Annotated in this window: 18 protein-coding genes; 10 read left to right on the top strand and 8 right to left on the bottom strand. The window is 34.9% G+C overall.

From position 1 onward, the window contains the following. Nucleotides 1-24: 24 nt before the first annotated feature. Both J2772_RS13960 and J2772_RS13955 read right to left on the bottom strand, forming a co-directional pair. Nucleotides 25-834: an enoyl-ACP reductase gene (locus J2772_RS13960; protein WP_045496151.1), complete on the bottom strand. Its 810-nt coding sequence runs from the start codon at nt 832-834 to the stop codon at nt 25-27. 120 nt (nt 835-954) lie between these two features. Beyond that, on the bottom strand, nt 955-1254 hold the full coding sequence (locus J2772_RS13955; protein ID WP_209917669.1) for a hypothetical protein: 300 nt from the start codon (nt 1252-1254) through the stop codon (nt 955-957). A 138-nt stretch (nt 1255-1392) separates the two neighbouring features. Here J2772_RS13955 and J2772_RS13950 point away from each other — a divergent pair, with 138 nt between their 5' ends. Then, nucleotides 1393-1950, top strand: coding sequence for a DNA-3-methyladenine glycosylase I (locus tag J2772_RS13950; protein ID WP_209917668.1), 558 nt, complete (start codon nt 1393-1395; stop codon nt 1948-1950). 257 nt (nt 1951-2207) lie between these two features. Beyond that, a complete protein-coding gene (locus J2772_RS13945) occupies nt 2208-3485 on the top strand; it encodes a hypothetical protein (RefSeq protein WP_209917665.1) in 1278 nt (425 codons plus the stop codon). 151 nt (nt 3486-3636) lie between these two features. Here the strand turns inward: J2772_RS13945 and J2772_RS13940 are convergent, their stop codons facing one another. Both J2772_RS13940 and J2772_RS13935 read right to left on the bottom strand, forming a co-directional pair. Further along, complete coding sequence (locus J2772_RS13940; protein WP_209917663.1) at nt 3637-4386, bottom strand: DUF3667 domain-containing protein; 750 nt, start codon at nt 4384-4386, stop codon at nt 3637-3639. Between the two features lie 23 nt (nt 4387-4409). Then, nucleotides 4410-4667: a hypothetical protein gene (locus tag J2772_RS13935; RefSeq protein WP_209917660.1), complete on the bottom strand. Its 258-nt coding sequence runs from the start codon at nt 4665-4667 to the stop codon at nt 4410-4412. A gap of 231 nt (nt 4668-4898) precedes the next feature. Here J2772_RS13935 and J2772_RS13930 point away from each other — a divergent pair, with 231 nt between their 5' ends. Both J2772_RS13930 and J2772_RS13925 read left to right on the top strand, forming a co-directional pair. Beyond that, entirely contained in the window at nt 4899-5309 is a 411-nt protein-coding gene (locus J2772_RS13930) for a MarR family winged helix-turn-helix transcriptional regulator (RefSeq protein WP_209917658.1), read from the top strand. A gap of 14 nt (nt 5310-5323) precedes the next feature. Further along, entirely contained in the window at nt 5324-6106 is a 783-nt protein-coding gene (locus J2772_RS13925) for a hypothetical protein (protein WP_209917657.1), read from the top strand. A 213-nt stretch (nt 6107-6319) separates the two neighbouring features. Here J2772_RS13925 and J2772_RS13920 read toward each other — a convergent pair whose 3' ends face one another. The 3 genes from J2772_RS13920 to J2772_RS13910 are packed head-to-tail and all read right to left on the bottom strand — an operon-like array spanning nt 6320 to nt 8195. Further along, nucleotides 6320-6832 (bottom strand): hypothetical protein, encoded by a 513-nt coding sequence (locus J2772_RS13920; RefSeq protein ID WP_209917655.1) that lies wholly within the window; start codon nt 6830-6832, stop codon nt 6320-6322. 6 nt (nt 6833-6838) lie between these two features. Beyond that, entirely contained in the window at nt 6839-7693 is an 855-nt protein-coding gene (locus tag J2772_RS13915) for a nucleoside phosphorylase (RefSeq protein ID WP_209917653.1), read from the bottom strand. A gap of 19 nt (nt 7694-7712) precedes the next feature. Further along, on the bottom strand, nt 7713-8195 hold the full coding sequence (locus tag J2772_RS13910) for a hypothetical protein (RefSeq protein WP_209917651.1): 483 nt from the start codon (nt 8193-8195) through the stop codon (nt 7713-7715). A gap of 229 nt (nt 8196-8424) precedes the next feature. On the opposite strand from J2772_RS13910, the gene J2772_RS13905 reads away from it, so the two are divergent. The 3 genes from J2772_RS13905 (at nt 8425) to J2772_RS13895 (ending at nt 13768) form a co-directional block, all read left to right on the top strand. Then, nucleotides 8425-10254, top strand: coding sequence for a cytochrome-c peroxidase (locus J2772_RS13905; protein ID WP_209917649.1), 1830 nt, complete (start codon nt 8425-8427; stop codon nt 10252-10254). A 308-nt stretch (nt 10255-10562) separates the two neighbouring features. After that, nucleotides 10563-12725: an alkaline phosphatase PhoX gene (locus tag J2772_RS13900; protein WP_209917647.1), complete on the top strand. Its 2163-nt coding sequence runs from the start codon at nt 10563-10565 to the stop codon at nt 12723-12725. A gap of 143 nt (nt 12726-12868) precedes the next feature. Beyond that, the gene (locus J2772_RS13895) at nt 12869-13768 is read left to right on the top strand and encodes a leucine-rich repeat domain-containing protein (RefSeq protein ID WP_209917645.1); all 900 of its coding nucleotides are present in this window, start codon (nt 12869-12871) and stop codon (nt 13766-13768) included. A 2-nt stretch (nt 13769-13770) separates the two neighbouring features. Here the strand turns inward: J2772_RS13895 and J2772_RS13890 are convergent, their stop codons facing one another. Next, complete coding sequence (locus tag J2772_RS13890; RefSeq protein WP_045496184.1) at nt 13771-14094, bottom strand: translation initiation factor; 324 nt, start codon at nt 14092-14094, stop codon at nt 13771-13773. A 181-nt stretch (nt 14095-14275) separates the two neighbouring features. On the opposite strand from J2772_RS13890, the gene J2772_RS13885 reads away from it, so the two are divergent. The 3 genes from J2772_RS13885 to J2772_RS13875 all read left to right on the top strand — a co-directional run bounded on the left by J2772_RS13885 (nt 14276) and on the right by J2772_RS13875 (nt 18491). Further along, nucleotides 14276-15205 (top strand): DUF2268 domain-containing putative Zn-dependent protease, encoded by a 930-nt coding sequence (locus J2772_RS13885; protein WP_209917643.1) that lies wholly within the window; start codon nt 14276-14278, stop codon nt 15203-15205. A 616-nt stretch (nt 15206-15821) separates the two neighbouring features. Beyond that, nucleotides 15822-17363 carry a 2,3-bisphosphoglycerate-independent phosphoglycerate mutase gene (gene gpmI, locus J2772_RS13880; RefSeq protein WP_209917641.1) on the top strand — a complete coding sequence of 514 codons (1542 nt, stop codon included), beginning with the start codon at nt 15822-15824 and terminating at the stop codon, nt 17361-17363. A 150-nt stretch (nt 17364-17513) separates the two neighbouring features. Then, nucleotides 17514-18491 (top strand): acyl-ACP desaturase, encoded by a 978-nt coding sequence (locus tag J2772_RS13875; RefSeq protein WP_045496188.1) that lies wholly within the window; start codon nt 17514-17516, stop codon nt 18489-18491. Nucleotides 18492-18590 lie beyond the last annotated feature (99 nt).

The following is an 18590-nucleotide window of genomic DNA, read 5'->3' as shown; positions in this document are numbered from 1 at the left end:
TGTTTTATCGTATATTAAATACTGTTATTCAGCATCATATTTACCAATCACTTTCTGAGTAACCCCTGAACTGCTGAAACCTCCATCATGGAAAAGATTTTGCATCGTTACTTTTTTAGTAAGATCAGAGAAAAGAGTTACACAATAGTCAGCACATTCAAGAGCTGTAGCATTTCCTAGTGGAGACATATCTTCAGCATAACCAAGGAATCCTCCGAAACCTTTCACACCACTACCTGCAGTAGTCATGGTAGGTGACTGAGAAACTGTATTTACACGTACTTTTCTTTCACCCCAATAGTTTCCGAAAGTTCTTGCGATGCTTTCCAGGTAAGCCTTGTTGTCTGACATATCATTGTAATCCGGGAATGTTCTCTGAGCAGCAATATAAGTAAGTGCCAGGATGCTTCCCCACTCATTCATACAGTCTTTCTCCCAAGCCACACGCATTACTTTATGGAAAGAAACTGCTGAAATATCCCAGCCTTTTTCCAACCAATCGTAGTTCATTTCCGTATAATGTTTTCCTTTTCTTACATTGATAGACATTCCAATGGAATGAAGGATAAAGTCGATTTTTCCAAATTTTGCAACAGCAGCATCAAAAAGTTTCTCAAGATCTTCGATAGAAGTAGCATCTGCAGCAATTACTTCAGAACCTGTTTTTTCGGCTAAACCATTAAGTTCTCCCATTCTCAAAGCGATAGGAGCGTTAGATAAGATGAATTCTGCACCTTCCTCATGACATCTCTCAGCAACTTTCCATGCGATAGATTGTTCATTAAGGGCTCCAAATATAATTCCCTTTTTGCCTTTAAGTAAACCGTATGACATAATTTTTTAATGTTTATTGAAATACAAATGTAGCAATAATTGTGGTTATGACATAATAAAAATGGAGCCTTATCAATTATAAGACTCCATTTTCTTGAAAATATTTATATGACTGAAATTTTAATTGGTTTTCTTGTTCCATTCTGCCTTCACATCCTCTGCAGCATCTTTAGTTTTTTCCCAAGCCTCATCTGCCTTATCTTTAATGTCTTCCCATGCATCGGATACATTAGCTTTTACCCTGTCTAGCCAGTCTTGCTGGTTGGCCTCTTCGTCATTATTTCGTTTTTCATTGATATAATCTTTGGCCTTGTCTGCCAATTCATTGATTTTCCATTTGGCTTTGTCCGTGGCATTCTGTAAAGAATTTTCTACATTGTTTACTGCATTTTCCGCTTTGTTATAATCAGAATTGTTCATAATATTATAAATTTGGTTTGGTAGTTTTGAATAAACAATAACCATTCCTAAAATCAGGCGCCTTTGTTAAAATTTTCATAATCTTTTGTTATGATTTTCTAAATCAATCTTACCTTTATGTTATAAAAATTGATAATTATGGAAAATATACGCTGTGGGTGGTGTGAGAAAGATGATCTCTACAGAAAATACCATGATGAAGAATGGGGGAGACCTGTTTATGATGATGAAACAATCTTTGAATTCCTTATTCTTGAAAGCTTTCAGGCAGGTTTGAGCTGGTATACAATTCTTTCTAAAAGAGAAAACTTCAGAAAAGCTTTTGATGATTTCGATTATAAAAAGGTGGCGGTTTATTCAGATCAAAAAATAGAAGAGCTTATGAATAACCCCGGAATTATAAGGAATAAGCTTAAAATATTGGCTACCATAACCAATGCTCAGAAATTTATGGAGGTTCAGAAAGAATTTGGAAGTTTTTCAAAATATATCTGGGGCTTTATAAATGGAACTCCAATTGATAATAAGCCAAAAGCTTTATCAGAAGTACCGGCCACCACAGAAATTTCCGATAAGATTTCCAAAGATCTGAAGAAAAGAGGATTTAAATTCGTTGGTTCAACAGTTATGTATGCTCATATGCAGGCCACAGGGATGATAAATGATCATATTGAAACTTGTTTCATTAGAAAGTGATAAATTGTATTTTATTCAAAATTTTGTTATGTTTATTGATAATAATATATCTGTTGGTTTTGGATTATACAGTGTTTTGAATCACCGAATGATAATAAATAAAGAGTATTTAACTCATTGCTAGTTAATGAATTTTTCAATTTTATGTGAGTAGTTATTATTTTAGTCACATGAGTGTGTTTTAAATTATTGTATTTTTAATAAAAATATATATTTATTGAAAATTTTGTATATTTGCGCCCTCTAAAACATAAGTGATGCAAAGAAATTATAAATTAAGATTTAGTCTTCTCTTTTTTCTGTTTACGTTTTTTACATATGCTCAGGTTGGGATTGGATTATCGAGCCCCGATACTTCTGCTATGCTGCATGTAAGTGCTAAAGATAAAGGAGTACTTCTTCCGAGTATTGCTCTGAATTCAGATACAGATGCCATTACGGTACTTTCTCCGGCAGATGGATTGATTGTATGGAATAACGGAAAAGCTGCATTATCAGAGGCTGGATTTTATTATTGGTTTGCATCCAAATGGAACAGGCTCATCACTTCTTCTAGTATTACGAATAAAGGCGATTACGGAACGGGCTGGAATACAATAGGAGAGAATGCCGGAACATATAGTGGAGCCAATACAGCTTTGTCATTAGGAACAAAAACAATGGATGATCTGATCTTCAAAGTAAATGCTGCTACAGCGGGAAGATTAGGAGTAGATAATTCTGTAAGTTTTGGACTGGGCGCTAATGCTGGCCAGAACGGAATTGCCATCGGAAGTTCAAGTTCTGCATTTCAGGGGATTTCCATTGGGAGTGCGGCTACAGTTTCTGCAAATGATGGACTGGCAATAGGAAATAAATCAACAGCAGGTGCTTTTCAGTCAACTGCAATTGGCTACAATGCTCAAACCAGTAAAAATGAATCCACAGCAATTGGTAACAATGCTTCAGCAGGAGGTTTTCAATCTATTGCAGTGGGATATAATGCAAAGACCAATACAAACAGTGAAACGGCTTTAGGATATAATACTGTTACTAATAAAGAAAACTCTACCGCAGTAGGTTCAGGGGCAAATGCTCTGGGGCAATTTTCTACTGCAATAGGATATGGAGCAACTACCTCACAGGCCAATGCTATAGTGTTGGGGAATAATAATGCGAATGTAGGCATTGGCACGGGGGCTCCAAATACTGCTGCAAGATTAGATGTAAGCGGACAGTATAAACTTGGTGAAAAAGGCAGTGTACAGAAAAACCAGATCAGTTTTGAAGCATGGCCTGGTGTTTCCATCAATAATATGCCTCCGGGGAAATCTACTACGTTGGAAATTGCAGTTCCATCAGGATTTCAACCGGGCTCTACAAGAGCTGTAGTTGTAGTTTCGCCAGCCGGGGATTTTGCAGGGAATTCAACATTCTCTATCTCCAATCCAAGAATAACTTCCACTTCGAGTATTGTGATTAATCTTACCAATATCTCAGGAAGTGTGAACAGTCTGTACTCAGGTCATTTTTATGTGATGATTAATGAGTTTTAAATTTGATAATAAGTTTTATTATAGTTGATATGGTGTTAGGGCCTCCGGTTTCGGAGGTCTTTTTTATTGAGTTTCTCATAGATTCTATTTTTATCAATACTATTTTCAGAATATATGAATTACAAAAGACTGCTAATGGGCATCCTTTTTATTATGTTTTTAAAAAGGATGCAATAATACCTCCAATAAATCCAACACCAGACTGAAAGATTATAAATGACACAGGAATCATAAGGCTTCTGAAAAATAAAGATACTTTAGAATATCCGGATTGGGAGAAGAACTGGGAATAAAACCACAATCCATAAACGAGACTAAATATAGTAAATGCAAAAAAATAAGCCGTGATAAGAGTAGCTGAGTTATTAAATAAGAATGTGATAAGAGTAAATATTAATAGGGCAATCATATCTCCTCCAGTTTTATAAGCATTAAGAACAATGTGTTCAGAATAGTTAAATCCTGCTTTTCTAAACCATAAATAACTGAAAAAAGAGTTGAAAGGGATGGTAAGAAGCAGAAAAATTTTAAAATAAGAGGTGGTTAGCTCTTGGAAGGAATTCATTGTTTCCTTAACGTTATCAGAAACTAAAACACTGTAATCCATACCTGAATAGTGGGAGAACAATGATGAAATCGTTGCTGTTAGTAACAAAAGGGTTATGACATTAAAATAATTAACTCTTTTTCCTAAAATATACTCACGGACACTGTTTCCGGGTCTGGTAAATAATTCTTTTAAAGTAAATAGAATTCCTTTATCCACATGCCATACTCCGTGGATGAAATCATGTTCTATAAAGTGTTTTAAAGAATATCTGTGGGTGCTGGTTTTTTGACCGCAATTTCCGCAGTATTTTGTAGTGACAGGCTCGCTGCAGTTTAAACAGGTATTATGCATTTTGTGAAACTTTTTGAGTTAGACTAACGAGACTTAATTTCGTTACATACTTCTTTCTGGCTTTTCCAGATGATCAAAAAAATAGGAAGAAAAGCTATAGGCATAAAGGTTAAAGAACCAACTCCTTTTTTGATTGTTACATAAAGACAAGTTCCAATCATAATTCCTAAAAGAATACTGAAAAAAATAAGTATCCCTGTTCGTTTCTTTTTTTCTATTGTAAGTTCTTCAATGGATAATTCTGACAGCTTAGTCTTACCTGTCTGTTTTGTGTTTTTCATATTCAATGTTAGTTTTTCTTGTTATTAGTTTTTTGCTAAATTAATAAAAAAGAGAAATAATGTATATGAGTCTGATAAAAAAATGATTGAATGTTTGTAAATATACTCTAGGGATTAGTCGGGATTTTTATATACGATGCTTTTGATTTATGATTTCAATTGAAAATAATTTGTAAACAAAAATATTGTGCACAAAATAAAATGAGTATTTTTGCCTTTTAAAAATGAATTATGATTGCTCTGTCAGAACATTTATGCTTTAAGACCTATGCAGTTTCAAGATATATCACAGGTCTATATAAACCTTATCTGGATGAAGTTTCATTAACATATCCCCAATATCTGGTTATGCTCGTATTGTGGGAAAATGGTGAAATGAAGATCGGAAAGATTGGAGAACATCTTCATCTGGATAACGGAACATTAACTCCTTTACTGAAACGTATGGAAAAAAACAGATTGGTCAACAGAACCCGAAGCGTAGCAGATGAAAGGGTAGTGCTTATTAGCCTTACAAAAGAAGGAAAAGCATTAAAAGAAAAGACTAAGCATATTCCGGAATCGGTTCAGGGCTGCTTTCACTTTGATGAAGAAAAAAAGAAACAGCTTATGTCCGGCCTGGATGAAATATTATCAACATAATTCCCATCCAACATATGAAAAAGCTAGGAATCATTGGATATGGCTGGCTGGGAGCCAGAATTGCTGCATCTATTTCGGATCAATATGAAATATATGCAACTACTACAAGTGTTGATAAAGCAGATGAACTCAATGCTAAAGGAATACATGCCATAGCTGCTAGTTTTCCGGATTATCAGCTTAGTGAATCATATCCCAAATGGGAAGTTATGGAAAGCCTTGATGTTTTAATCATTACGATTCCTATCTCAGAGAAAAGCTGTTGTGTAAGTTCTTTATACAATAGAATTCAAAATTTATCATCTTTTATTGGAGATTTTAAAGGACAGCTCTTTTTGATGAGTTCTACAGGAGTTTATCCGGATATTTCGAAAGAGTTTAGTGAAGAAGATGTTCCCGTTGAAAAAGTTTCAGGAGAACGAATGGTAAAAAACAAATATCCACAGGTAAATATCTTAAGGTTAGGAGGCCTGATGGGGGACAATAGGTTATTGAAAAATTACAACGTAGGTAATCTGGATTTTGCAGTTAACCATATACATTATAAAGATATTACAGGTATTCTTTTAAAGATGATCGAAAATGAAACAGAAAAAGGTCTGTATAATGTAACAGCTCCGTTCCATCCAGTAAAACTTCATGTATTGAATGCCCAGAACAATATAGAGGATAAGGAGAAGGAAACAGAAGTAAAGGGAAAAATTATCCTATCTTCAAAGTTGATTTCAGAATTGGGATATGTTTTTGAATATCCTGATCCAAGAGAGTTTCATATGAATATTAATTTAAACCATTAAGAAGATACTTAATAGTTTGTTGAGACTCCTATGAATGATAAAAGATATGTGTGTCAATATAAAATTCAATTCAATTCAATTCAATAGGAGTGGGTATTAGCCTGTTAAATAATCAAAAAAAAACTATTAACGTTAGTAAAGGCATACAGCAAAAAGCCTCTGGGGAAATTCCAGAGGCTTTTATTTAATAGAATCGGTATATATCAATTATTTTTATCTAAAATATTCCTTTTCCGCAAAGCTATAGGCATGAAATTTATCCATTCCTATCCAATTGAAATTAAGTCCAATTTTCTCGCGGTATTTTTCAATATTAGCGCAGTTCTTTTTAGAAGAATCATTTTCATCAAAAACAATAGAATCCTTTATGATTTTACCATCAGATACTCCCAGGAAGTAATTATCCATAGGCATGCTGGCAAAATCTGAACTGTGTTCAATGATGAAGTTGCTGATCTTATATTCTTCAATAAGTTTTATGATATCTAAAGCAGTATGTTTCTCATCTGCACCCCATAAAACCAGATCATCAGGCTTATATTGCTTAAAATAGTCAAACAGATCCTGGGCTATATCATATTTCTGAGCCTCTTCAATAAACCAGGAAACAGAAGATCCGATAATATCAAAAGGAACAAACAGGACATCCCTGATCTTAAAGTGAATCATATTTTTATCTAATTCAAGATGCTGATCGGTAATCAGGCAAGTGATGTTCTGTCCCATAAACATTTATTTAATAATTCTGTCAAGCACCCAAGTGATCAGGTTCTTTTCAGAATTGTGGTGGTCTGTAGAGAACTCTCCACGTCTTCTGTTGGCCACTACGTTATTTACAGTGATAGCTTTGTGACCTAACAATTTTGAAAATGCATAGATAGCAGAAGTTTCCATTTCAAAGTTGGTAACTCCAAGGTCATTTAATGTTTCAAGGAATTTATCATCCACAGCCTTTAAACGAAGCTGTCTTCCCTGTGGTGCATAAAATCCTGGGAATGTAGCTGTATTTCCGTGGTATTTAGCATCCTTATAATATTCACCCATTTCTTCTGCCCAGTCTGAGAAGTAAAGCATCGGTTTGATTTTTTCGTAAGGGAATCTTTCCAGAAAACTTTTAGAAAACTCATTTTCGAAACTGTAGTCCTGATAGAAGTGCATTAAACCATCTAATCCTACTACGTTTTGAGTAACCAGCATATTGTCTACCTCTACATCAGGATTCACACTTCCACAAGTTCCCATACGGAATAATTCAAGGGCTTTGTGCTCTGTTTTGAATTCCTTGTTTTTAAGATCAATGTTTACAAGAGCATCAAGCTCATTCATTACAATATCAATGTTTTCAGTACCGATACCGGTAGACATTACTGTAATTCTTTCCCCACGAAGTGTTCCTGTATGGGTGTAAAATTCTCTTTTATTTTTTTTGATTTCTACGGTGTCAAAATATTTTGAAACCTTTGCTACTCTGTCCGGGTCACCTACAAGGATGATTTTATCAGCAATATCTTCGGGTAAAAGATTCAAGTGGTATACACTTCCGTCTTCATTCAGAATAAGTTCTGAAGCAGCAAGTTTGTTTAGCATAATTTATATTTTTTTGTTTTTAATCTATGAAAATTGCTTCTTTATAAGGTGAAGCCATAAGTTGATAAATAGAATCATATTCTTCAACAATCCTTTTTTGTCCGCCCATCAGTTCATATACAGTAACAACCGTTTTTTCAAAATTTTTGGGATCCTTTCTCTGTGAGGTAATCTCATAGAAATGATTGTCTTTTTTAAGAATAGAAACCAATTCTTCTTTGGTAGAATTATTAGAAGACATCATCCCCGGAAATTCCATAACAACGTCTTTAAGTTCTGTATAGTTTTTATATGGTTTGGTTATTCCATTGGAATATACATAAACATTTGGCACTGGTTTATCCTGTTCCAGGCGGATCAGATAATAGTCATTTCCTTTTTTCTCAGCGTATACAGCCATTTCCTGTTGTTTTGCAGGTTTTTCAGCCTGCTTTTTCTTTTGTGAAAATGCCGTAAGAGAAAGAAAACTTGCTGTAACAGCAAATAATAGTTTTGTTTTCATAATCCTATTTTAGTTTTGATGTGTTGAATTTAATTAAAAAAATCCTCTCCCAATAACCTCTCGCCATTATTTTACAGGTATTTTAGAATAACCCGTTCCTTAAAGAATAATGAATCTGATTTCGGGGTTTAAAATTAGTGAAAAATATTGTATCAAAAATATAAACATTATTTAATCTGTTATTAAAATTGAGATAACATCAGATTAATAGCTTTGTCGCTAAAAATTCATGAGATCCTATCCACTTCTTGTTATCGTCCTTTTGATAGGATTTGCAGTAATGTCCTTTAATCCTGTTTACAAAGGAAAAGAAAGCGAGAATACATTTGTTAATAAAGGGTTGTCTGATTTTAAAGGAAAACTTGAGCAATTGAAATCGGATGTCCGTAAGTTCTCTGAAGACCGTATTTCTCTTGAAGAATTACAGCTATCATTAAAGAACACAAGAAATTCATTTAAAGAAATTGAGTTCTATATTGCCTATCATTATCCCGAATTCACCAAAACCCGTCTGAATGCGGCTCCTCTGTTTCATATTGAGGCCGCAGGAACATCAGCATATACACTTCCTCCTGAAGGATTGCAGGTATTGGATGAACTGATATTTTCTGAAGAAGCAGAAGATGAAAAAGAAAAGATCAAAACAATTACCGATTTTTTATACAATAGCTATTCCGGTTTTTATCTGAGTGCTATGAAAAATGGAATGAGTAAAGGAAATAATAAAACACTGCCTTTGCGTATAGAATTAATCAGGATATATTCATTGGGTGTAACAGGTTTCGATACTCCGGGATCCCTGAATATTTCCGAAGAAGCCAGTCACGCTCTTTCAGGTATGCAGAAATATATCAATGATGATCCTTATTTTAAAAACTATAATACTTCAAAAGCAGATCAGACCTTAACGGAAGCTATCAGCTATCTTTCAAAGAATAACGATTTTGAAACTTTTGACAGAATTGAGTTTTATAAAAAATATATACAGCCTCTGTATGAAGAATTAGGAAGATGGGATGGCAGACCTGATGATCTGAAGGAATTCTCAGGCTGGAATGTCAGTAATAAAAACCTTTTCAGCAGTGATTTTTTAGATCCTTATTTTTATACACTGCTGAAGTCTTCAGAAGATAATCCGGATCTTCAAAATCTTGGAAAATCAATTTTCTATGATCAGAATCTAAGTGGTAACGGAAGAATGAGCTGTGCAACCTGTCATCTTCAGGAAAATGCCTTTACAGATCTTAAAGCTAAATCTACAAGTAATGTAGAAGGAAAACCGGTGTTGAGAAATTCACCATCTTTATATAATGCCGTTTTTGCCAAAAGATTTTTCTATGATCTGCGTGCTTTTTATTTGGAACAACAGGCTGAACACGTGATTTATAATGAAGATGAATTCAATACAAGCTACGAAAGCATCATTCAGAAGTTAAAAACAAAACCTGAATATAAAAAAGCATTCCGTACGGTTTTTAAAGATGGAAAAATTAGTAAAGAAAATTTTTCAAAGGCTTTAAGCTCTTATGTTGCCTCCTTATATTCTTTTGATAGCGATTTCGATCGTTTCATGAGAAATGAAAAAAATATTTCTGAGGATGTGAAAAAAGGCTTTAACCTGTTCATGGGAAAAGCCAATTGTGCAACCTGTCATTTTGCTCCTCATTTTTCAGGGTTGGTACCGCCGTTCTTTAATGAAAATGAGTCCGAAGTTCTTGGGGTAACCACAAAACCAATAAAACAGCTCCCTGTAGAACTGGATCAGGATCCCGGAAGAGGAAACAGCCCGGTAAAAAAAGAAAAATCATGGATATATGATTATTCATTCAAAACCGTTACCGTAAGAAATAGTGCCCTTACTAAACCTTATTTCCACAATGGAGCCTTCAACACTTTAGAAGAAGTTCTTGATTTCTATAATGAAGGTGGAGGAGAAGGACTGGGACTGAAGATGAAAAACCAAACACTTGCTCCAGATAAATTAAACCTTACCCAAACAGAGATGAACCAGATTATTGCCTTTCTGAATGCTCTTACTGATGTGAGTAAAGCCAAGTAGGGGAGTTTCCGGGATACAGAAGTTGAGCTATAGCTTTTTCTACGATATCTAATTAAACCTAACAGGTTTCTAAAACCTGTTAGGTTTTCTTGTCTATGAAATAAGAGTATTCACAATAACAATAAAGAATCTTTCTATCCTCATATACGCATCACGAAGAATGATCTCTTTAATTTAATAAAAACTTAATCCCCTTAACATTAGGTTTTAAATTAATTAACATTCTCCCACCCATATTTAAAGTCCTATTAACAGGAACGTGCTCTTTAAAAAATAGTTTTGCAAGGTCTAATAAATCAAACTTAAAAATGAAGAAAAAACTACTAACAATTGGAGCGTTAGCTCTATTTGCAGGGTCAACCATTCAGGCACAGACCACTATTTTTGATAAGGGAACATCCTGGAGTTACAAGGACCTTGACCAGGCACAACCTGATGCGTGGAAAACACAAAACTATGACATTTCTTCCTGGCCTGTGGGTAATGGACCATTAGGATATGGTGATCCTGTTACCACTACCATTCATTCTGGTACAACAGGACTGATAACAGCATATTTTGCTAAAGATTTTACTGTAAATCTTTCAACACTTTCCGATAATATGGAACTTGGTGTAATGAGAGATGATGGTATTGTAGTTTATCTTAACGGTGAGGAAGTAGTAAGAGATAATATGCCTGCAGGTGCCGTTACATTCAATACTTTATCAAGTACAACGGTTGATGGTGCTGCCGAGAATGTATATAATATTTTCTCTATTCCAAAATCAAAATTCATCAACGGAGTTAACAGAATTTCCGTTGAATTACATAATAGAAGTGTAGGAAGTTCAGATCTTAGAATTGATGCCTATCTTAAGACAAAAGTTAACACTACGCCTACACCTGTTGCCTGCAACGGAACACATATCAGCTGTTTTACTTCTATTGTACCTACAGCACAAACCAATAAACTTATTATTCCAGGAGAGCACAAGTATCAGCTTGTTTTAAAAGAAGGAGATAGTTATACTGAAGGTGGAGGTATGGTAGGTGGTCAGAACGACTTTACAGCTTATGTGGGCAAATCAGGAAGCAGTACAAACGGTTACCTTTCAGTAAACCACGAAACCAATCCGGGTGGGGTTACTATGGCTGAGGTTAATTATAATTCTTCTACAAAACTTTGGCAGTTAACAAGATCAAGAGCAGTAAATTTTTCAGATCCTGGTTTGGTGCAGACTATCAGAAACTGTTCAGGAGGAATTACTCCTTGGGGTACGGTAGTAACAGCGGAAGAATCTGTAACTGCTAATGATGTAAACGGAGATGGATACAAGGATTACGGATGGCTTGTAGAAATTGATCCTGCAACAGCTCAGGTTATTTCTAAAAATGCAGACGGTTCTAAAGGAAAACTTTGGCAAATGGGAATTATGAACCATGAAAATGTGGTCATCAATAACGCCGGAACAATAGCATATTATGGTGAAGACGGCGGTACTCATATGGTATATAAATATGTGATGGATACGCCTAATGATCTTTCTTCAGGAAACCTTTATGTATTAAAGTTAGATCAGGGATTAACAACAGCGGGAGATCCGGTAGCAACTACAGCAACATGGGTTCAGGTACCTAATAAAACGAAGGCTGATCAAAACAATACAGCATCACTTGCTCAGTCTTTAGGAACTAGATTTAATGGAGTTGAAGACGTAGATATCAGTCCTCTGGATGGAAAGATTTACTTTACAGCAAAAGGATTAGATAAAGTTTACCGTTTACAGGATAACGGAACAACAGCTTCTCAGGTAGAAACATTTGTTGGAGGTGCCAATTCTGTATATTCTTTCGAAACAACACAGGGAACAAAATCCGAAGCCTGGGGCGATGGAAATGATAACCTTACGTTTGACGAACTCGGAAACCTTTGGGTACTTCAGGATGGCGGTAAAAACTATATCTGGGTAATTGCTCCGGATCATACACAGGCCAATCCGAAAGTGAAATTATTTGCTTCAATGCCTGCAGGATCTGAGCCTACAGGATTAACTTTTACACCTGATCATAAATTCGGTTTCTTCTCTATTCAGCATCCGAGTTCTACGATCTCTACAGATATTGATGCTACAGGAAATACTATTGACTATAGAGGGAAATCGGCTACGGTTGTAATTGCACTTAAAGGAAACCTGGGAACACAAGGATCTTTGGGAACCATTGAAAATGTAGCTGCTGAAAATACGGTAACAATAGCGCCAAATCCTACTTCAGGAATTGTGAAGATCAATTCACCAAAAGGATTGAAGGATATTTCAGTAACTGCTTACAGTATAGATGGAAAGATTGTTTATACCAAGAAGTTCAATGGAACGAACAAGGCATTAGACTTAGACTTTACACAACAATTGGAAGGATCTCGTGTTTTAATTCTGAATATTGAAGCAGAGGGAGGATTCCAGAAAACTGTAAAACTTTTAAAGAAGTAAAATTATTTATAATTCCTGTCTGTCGGTAGCTCTTGTCGCCGGCAGACATTTTCTGTTTATGAAATCACTATGATTTACAAACACAAACACTGATTAAGAGACTGCAATTGCATATGACCTTAAAAAACGATAAACATCTTCATATGAAAAAGTTTTTCTTACTTATTACCATTGTATCACTTTCTCAGGTCAACGCTCAGATTGATCCTGTTAAATATCCCACTTTTACCAATATTGAAGACGCTTTGAACAGCAAAAAGGCTGTTTACAGTATGAGTTTCAGAGAAAAAGGATTGTTCAACCTTCCTCCTCAGATTGTAAAACTGGATTCCTTATTCTTTTTAAATATAATGGCGAATAAGTTTGAGAAAATGGATCAGGAGCTATTTAGCCTAAAAGAACTGGAATTTTTGAATGTGAATGAAAACAGCATCAAATACATTCCCGATGAAATCAGTCAATTAAAAAAACTGATTACTTTCTCTATGAACCTGAACAGTTTGACAAGCATCAATCCGAATGTTGCAAAGCTTCAAAACCTTAAGACAGTTCATTTTGATGCCAATAATCTTAATACCTTTCCTGAAGCTCTAATGGAAATTTCAACTTTAGAAGAAATAAATTTACAGGGAAATCAGATCAGTTTTATTACTGACCGATTGTATCGGATCAAAAATCTAAAATTTTTAAATCTGGCCAATAATCAGATCAATGACATGGGGAACCTGTCGTTTCCAAAAAAAATAAAATATCTTGAATTACAGCAGAATGCAATTATCAGGCTTCCGGAGAATCTTTTTAAAGCTCAGGAACTTGAATTTCTGAATGTAAGTGACAACAATATCACAGAAATTTCATCCGGAATAAAAGGATTAAAGAGCATTGTCAGTATGAATCTGGCTAATAATAATCTGAAAGATATTCCTGTAGAAATCAGTCAGCTGAAAAACCTGAAAACCCTCATTCTTATAGGAAATCCTATAGAAAAATCTAAAATTGAAAAATTAAAAACCTTACTTCCGGAAACCCAGGTCTATTTCTAGACCTATCCGCCAACCCGTTTGGTTTTATAACCCATATCTTTAAGGATAGCCATTATTTTATCACGGTTATCTCCCTGAATGATAATCGTTCCATCCTTTTCAGAACCGCCTATTCCTAAGGTGGTTTTTATTTTCTTTGAGATTTTTTTGAGGTCTTCTTCATTACCTTCCCAGCCTTCAACAATGGTTACGGGCTTACCATTTCTTCCTTTCTTCTCAAATTTGCACACTAAAGGTTCTTTCTGCTTGAATTCTTCTTCAGGCATTTCAAAATCCTGCTCTTCATGTTCAGGAAAAAGATTCTTCAATTGATCACGTAAGTCCATACAGCAAAATTAAAAAAGATTTATGAATTTATAGAGGATCTAATTCTGAAATTATAAACCTTTTTTAGAAAAATAGGTTTCATCTAAAGCTAAAGAAGAGTCATGAAGCTGAAAATATATTTTCAAATGTACATTAAGTACAATTTTTTCATATTTTTAACCGTTCCCTTTAAAAACTAATATGAAGACCAACCATATTCTTGCTGCCTTATTTCTGACTTTTGGGATGACAAATGCTCAAACCGGTTTTTCCACAGATCCTTTAAATGCTGTTTTTGAAACAAGAGATGCCGAAAACTTCTGGAAAGCATTTGATAGAATGGAAACCTCAAAACAAAATCCATTCATAGATTATATGAAAAATGGATCTCCAGGTGTGAAAGGTTTTACAGAAAACAGAATCATCAATGCTGATTCTTTATATACAATGGTAAAAAGGAGAAAAGCCGATTACTTGGAAAGTCGTAACGTTTTGTCGGGATTGAAGCAAAAAGAAAAAAGAATCAGATCTATTTATTGTGGAATGAAGTATTGGTATCCTGAAGCTCAATTTCCACCCCTCTATTTTGTATATGGAAGATTCAATACTGGTGGTACTTTTTCCAAAGACGGAGTAATGATTGGAACAGAAAACCTTAGAAACCTGGATGGAGTTGTTGGTCTTATTTCCCACGAGCTAGTGCATTTTCAACAGAATATTAAAGGAAAAGATAATTTGCTGAAATATTGCCTTAGTGAAGGAAGTGCAGACTTTATCAGTGAGTTGAACTCCGGAGAAACTAATAACAGCCCATTTTATCAATATGGTGAGGCTCATTCTGATGCATTATACAGAGAATTTGTAACCGTATTAAAAACAAGCAGTCCTATGGATTGGCTTTACGGAACCACTAAAAAAGATGACCGCCCCAATGACCTTGGATATTGGATGGGTTATAAAATTACAGAAGCCTATTTCAATAAACAAACAGATAAACATAAAGCAATCCATGATATTTTAAATATGACCGATCCTTTATTGTTCTTAAAAGAAAGTGGTTTCTTAGATCCCTATATCAAGGAATACATAAAGCAAAATAACATAAATTTTGATGATTATTTTAAAGGATAGGTAACGTAAGATAATAAGTCTGTTTAAACTTAACCACAAAAGTTTTATTCTTTAAACACTGTAGTGCACTTTAGAAAGTTTAAGGAAATACCGCACAATTAACCTGAGTTTGTGATAAGATATTTCTGTTTTTAGTACGTAAGGAAGCCTGGAGCTGGGAGAGGGAAGTGAGTTGAGGTTAAAAAAAACACTTATAACCCTGTCATTTATGATTCCTTTAAAGACTGCTTCATCAAATTTTATGGCAACGTCAGAAATTGTAGCTCCGATAGTAACTTCCAACCTATTATCCTTAATTTTCTTATCCCGAACTCAGGCACAATTAAGTTCACATAAGATGAAAATTTTTGATTTTCAACAAAACTTTAGTGCACTTCTTGTACATAAAGTATATCATTTAAATAGCTTAAGTGTGTAAAAGCTTTTGTGTCTCCTTTGTGGTTTAATAAAAAAGTTTAAACAGCTTTAATTTATAAATCTGCGAAATCAGCAAGAGCTGCGAGAATAATATAGCTCACATATTTTTTCATTTTACTCTGAATACATAAAATTCAGAACTCCAAATTCTTCTATTCATAGGAAATTCGATAAATTTGTATAACTAAAGTTTTACAAAATGTCAAAAAAAGCAATATTAGCAATTCTTGACGGATGGGGATTGGGAACAAACCCGGACGTTTCTGCCATAGACAAAGCAAATACACCATTTATAGATAGCTGTTATCAAAAATTTCCACACACAACCCTTGAAGCAAGTGGTTTAGCAGTTGGTCTTCCTGCCGGACAGATGGGGAATTCCGAAGTAGGACACATGAACCTTGGAGCCGGAAGAGTTGTTTACCAAAATCTGGTAAAACTGAATATGGCCGTTGAAAACGGAACTCTGGGACAGGAAAAAGTGATCCAGGATGCTTTTGATTATGCTAAAAAAGAAAATAAAAAAGTACATTTCATCGGCTTGGTTTCCAATGGAGGAGTACACTCACATATCAATCACCTGAAAGGGTTATTAACAGCAGCCAAAGAATTTGGCTTGAATGAAAATGTCTTTGTACATGCATTCACAGATGGAAGAGACTGCGATCCACATTCCGGATTAGGGTTTATTGAAGAGCTTCAGAATCATATGGAAGCAACTACCGGAAAGCTGGCTACTGTGGTAGGAAGATACTACGCAATGGACAGAGATAAAAGATGGGAGCGTGTAAAATTAGCTTACGATGCTCTTGTAGAAGGAGTTGGATTCGAAACTACAGATGCATTGGCAGCCATTAAAGATTCATATGATAATAATGTAACAGATGAATTCCTTAAGCCAATCATTTTAGTCAATACAACCGCTACAGGAAACGTTGTTCCGGTGGCAAAAATTATTGAGAATGATGTGGTAATTTGCTTCAACTTCCGTACAGACAGAGGGCGAGAAATTACAGAAGTTCTTTCCCAAAAGGATTTCCCTGAATATTCTATGAAGAAACTTAACCTTAACTATATTACATTAACCAATTATGACAAGACATTTCAGAATGTTCAGGTTGTTTTTGATGAAAATGTTTTAACCGAAACAATGGGTGAAGTATTGGAGAAGAATGGAAAAACTCAGATCAGAATTGCTGAAACTGAAAAATATCCACACGTTACCTTCTTCTTCTCAGGAGGAAGAGAAGAGGAGTTTAATGGAGAAAAAAGGCTTTTATGCCCAAGTCCAAAAGACGTTCCTACTTACGATTTAAAACCTGAAATGTCTGCTTACGATATCACCAATGCTATCGTACCGGAGCTAGAACAGGGAACTGCTGATTTTGTATGTCTGAACTTTGCCAATACTGATATGGTAGGACACACAGGAGTATTTGAAGCTGCTGTAAAAGCCGCTGAAACAGTAGACGCATGCATCGAAAAAGTAGCCATTGCTGCTTATGAAAACGGATATACAGTGTTCATTCTTGCAGATCACGGAAACTCAGATGTAATGCTGAATCCTGATGGAACACCTAATACTCAGCACTCAACCAACTTAGTTCCTTTTATTGTGATGGATAAAGACCATACATGGAACTTAAAACCAGGAAAACTGGGCGATGTAGCCCCTACAATCCTGAAAGTAATGGGCGTTGAAATACCAAATGCAATGACAGGAGATATTTTAGTTAACTAAAATTCAATAATATTGTTAAAAAAATGTCGTTATAACTATATATCTGTATTTTTTTATGATTTATGTCAGATAAGGTATGAGTTGCATACTTTATTATGCGTTAAATAATAAATAAATCATATCTTTGCTAATTAAAAACTGAATAGTAAAATGTATCAAAAGCTTGTTAGGAAAGAAGTAATGGGAATATTGGAAAAGGAAGTAGGTTCTTTTCTTGATAAATTTTTAACGCCAATTGAAAAAATCTGGCAGCCCTCAGATTACCTACCAGACCCTTCAAGCGAAGAATTTAAACATGATCTTGAAGAAATTCAGACTTTTGCCCGTGAAATGCCTTATGATCTTTTCGTAACACTGATCGGAGACTGTATTACAGAAGAAGCTCTTCCTTCCTATGAGTCTTGGTTAATGGGAGTTGATGGAATTAATCAGGAAGAAAAAGTAGGTTGGGCTAACTGGGTGAGATCCTGGACAGCAGAAGAAAACAGACACGGAGATCTATTAAACAAATACCTTTACCTGTGTGGTAGAGTAAATATGAGAGAAGTTGAAATTACTACTCAATATCTTATTAGTGATGGATTTGACTTGGGAACAAGTATGGATCCATACAGAAACTTTATTTACACAAGTTTTCAGGAAACGGCAACCAATATCTCCCACAGAAGAGTAGGAACATTGGCAAAACAATCCGGAAACGGAAAATTAGCTAAAATGTGCGGTGTAATTGCAGCTGATGAAGCAAGACATGCAAAAGCGTACAAACATTTCGTAGCTAAAATCCTTGAAATAGATCCATCAGAAATGATTCTTGCATTCGAAGATATGATGCGTAAGAAAATAGTAATGCCTGCTCACTTAATGAGACAGTCAGGACAGAAGGCAGGTGAACTTTGGGGACATTTCTCAGATGCTGCACAAAGATGTATGGTGTATACAGGTCAGGATTATATCAATATTATGAAAGATCTGTTGGATGAATGGAAGATTGAGCATGTAAAAGGTCTTACAGAAAAAGCAGAAAAAGCTCAGGAATATCTGATGAAGCTTCCTGCAAGATTACAGAAGATTACAGACAGAGTTTCTACTCCGGATCTTCAGTTCCAGTTTAGCTGGGTTAAGAGCTAATAGCCCATATTATTATTTTAAATTATAAAAGTATTGAGTGCCTTTCTTTTTGGCACTCTTTTTTATTTCTTATCTTTGCAAAGCTAAAAAAAGAACAAA

Origin of the sequence: Chryseobacterium jejuense (assembly GCF_017877355.1) — a bacterium.
GTDB lineage: Bacteria > Bacteroidota > Bacteroidia > Flavobacteriales > Weeksellaceae > Chryseobacterium > Chryseobacterium jejuense_A.
This window is presented reverse-complemented; position numbering and strand designations above follow the sequence as displayed.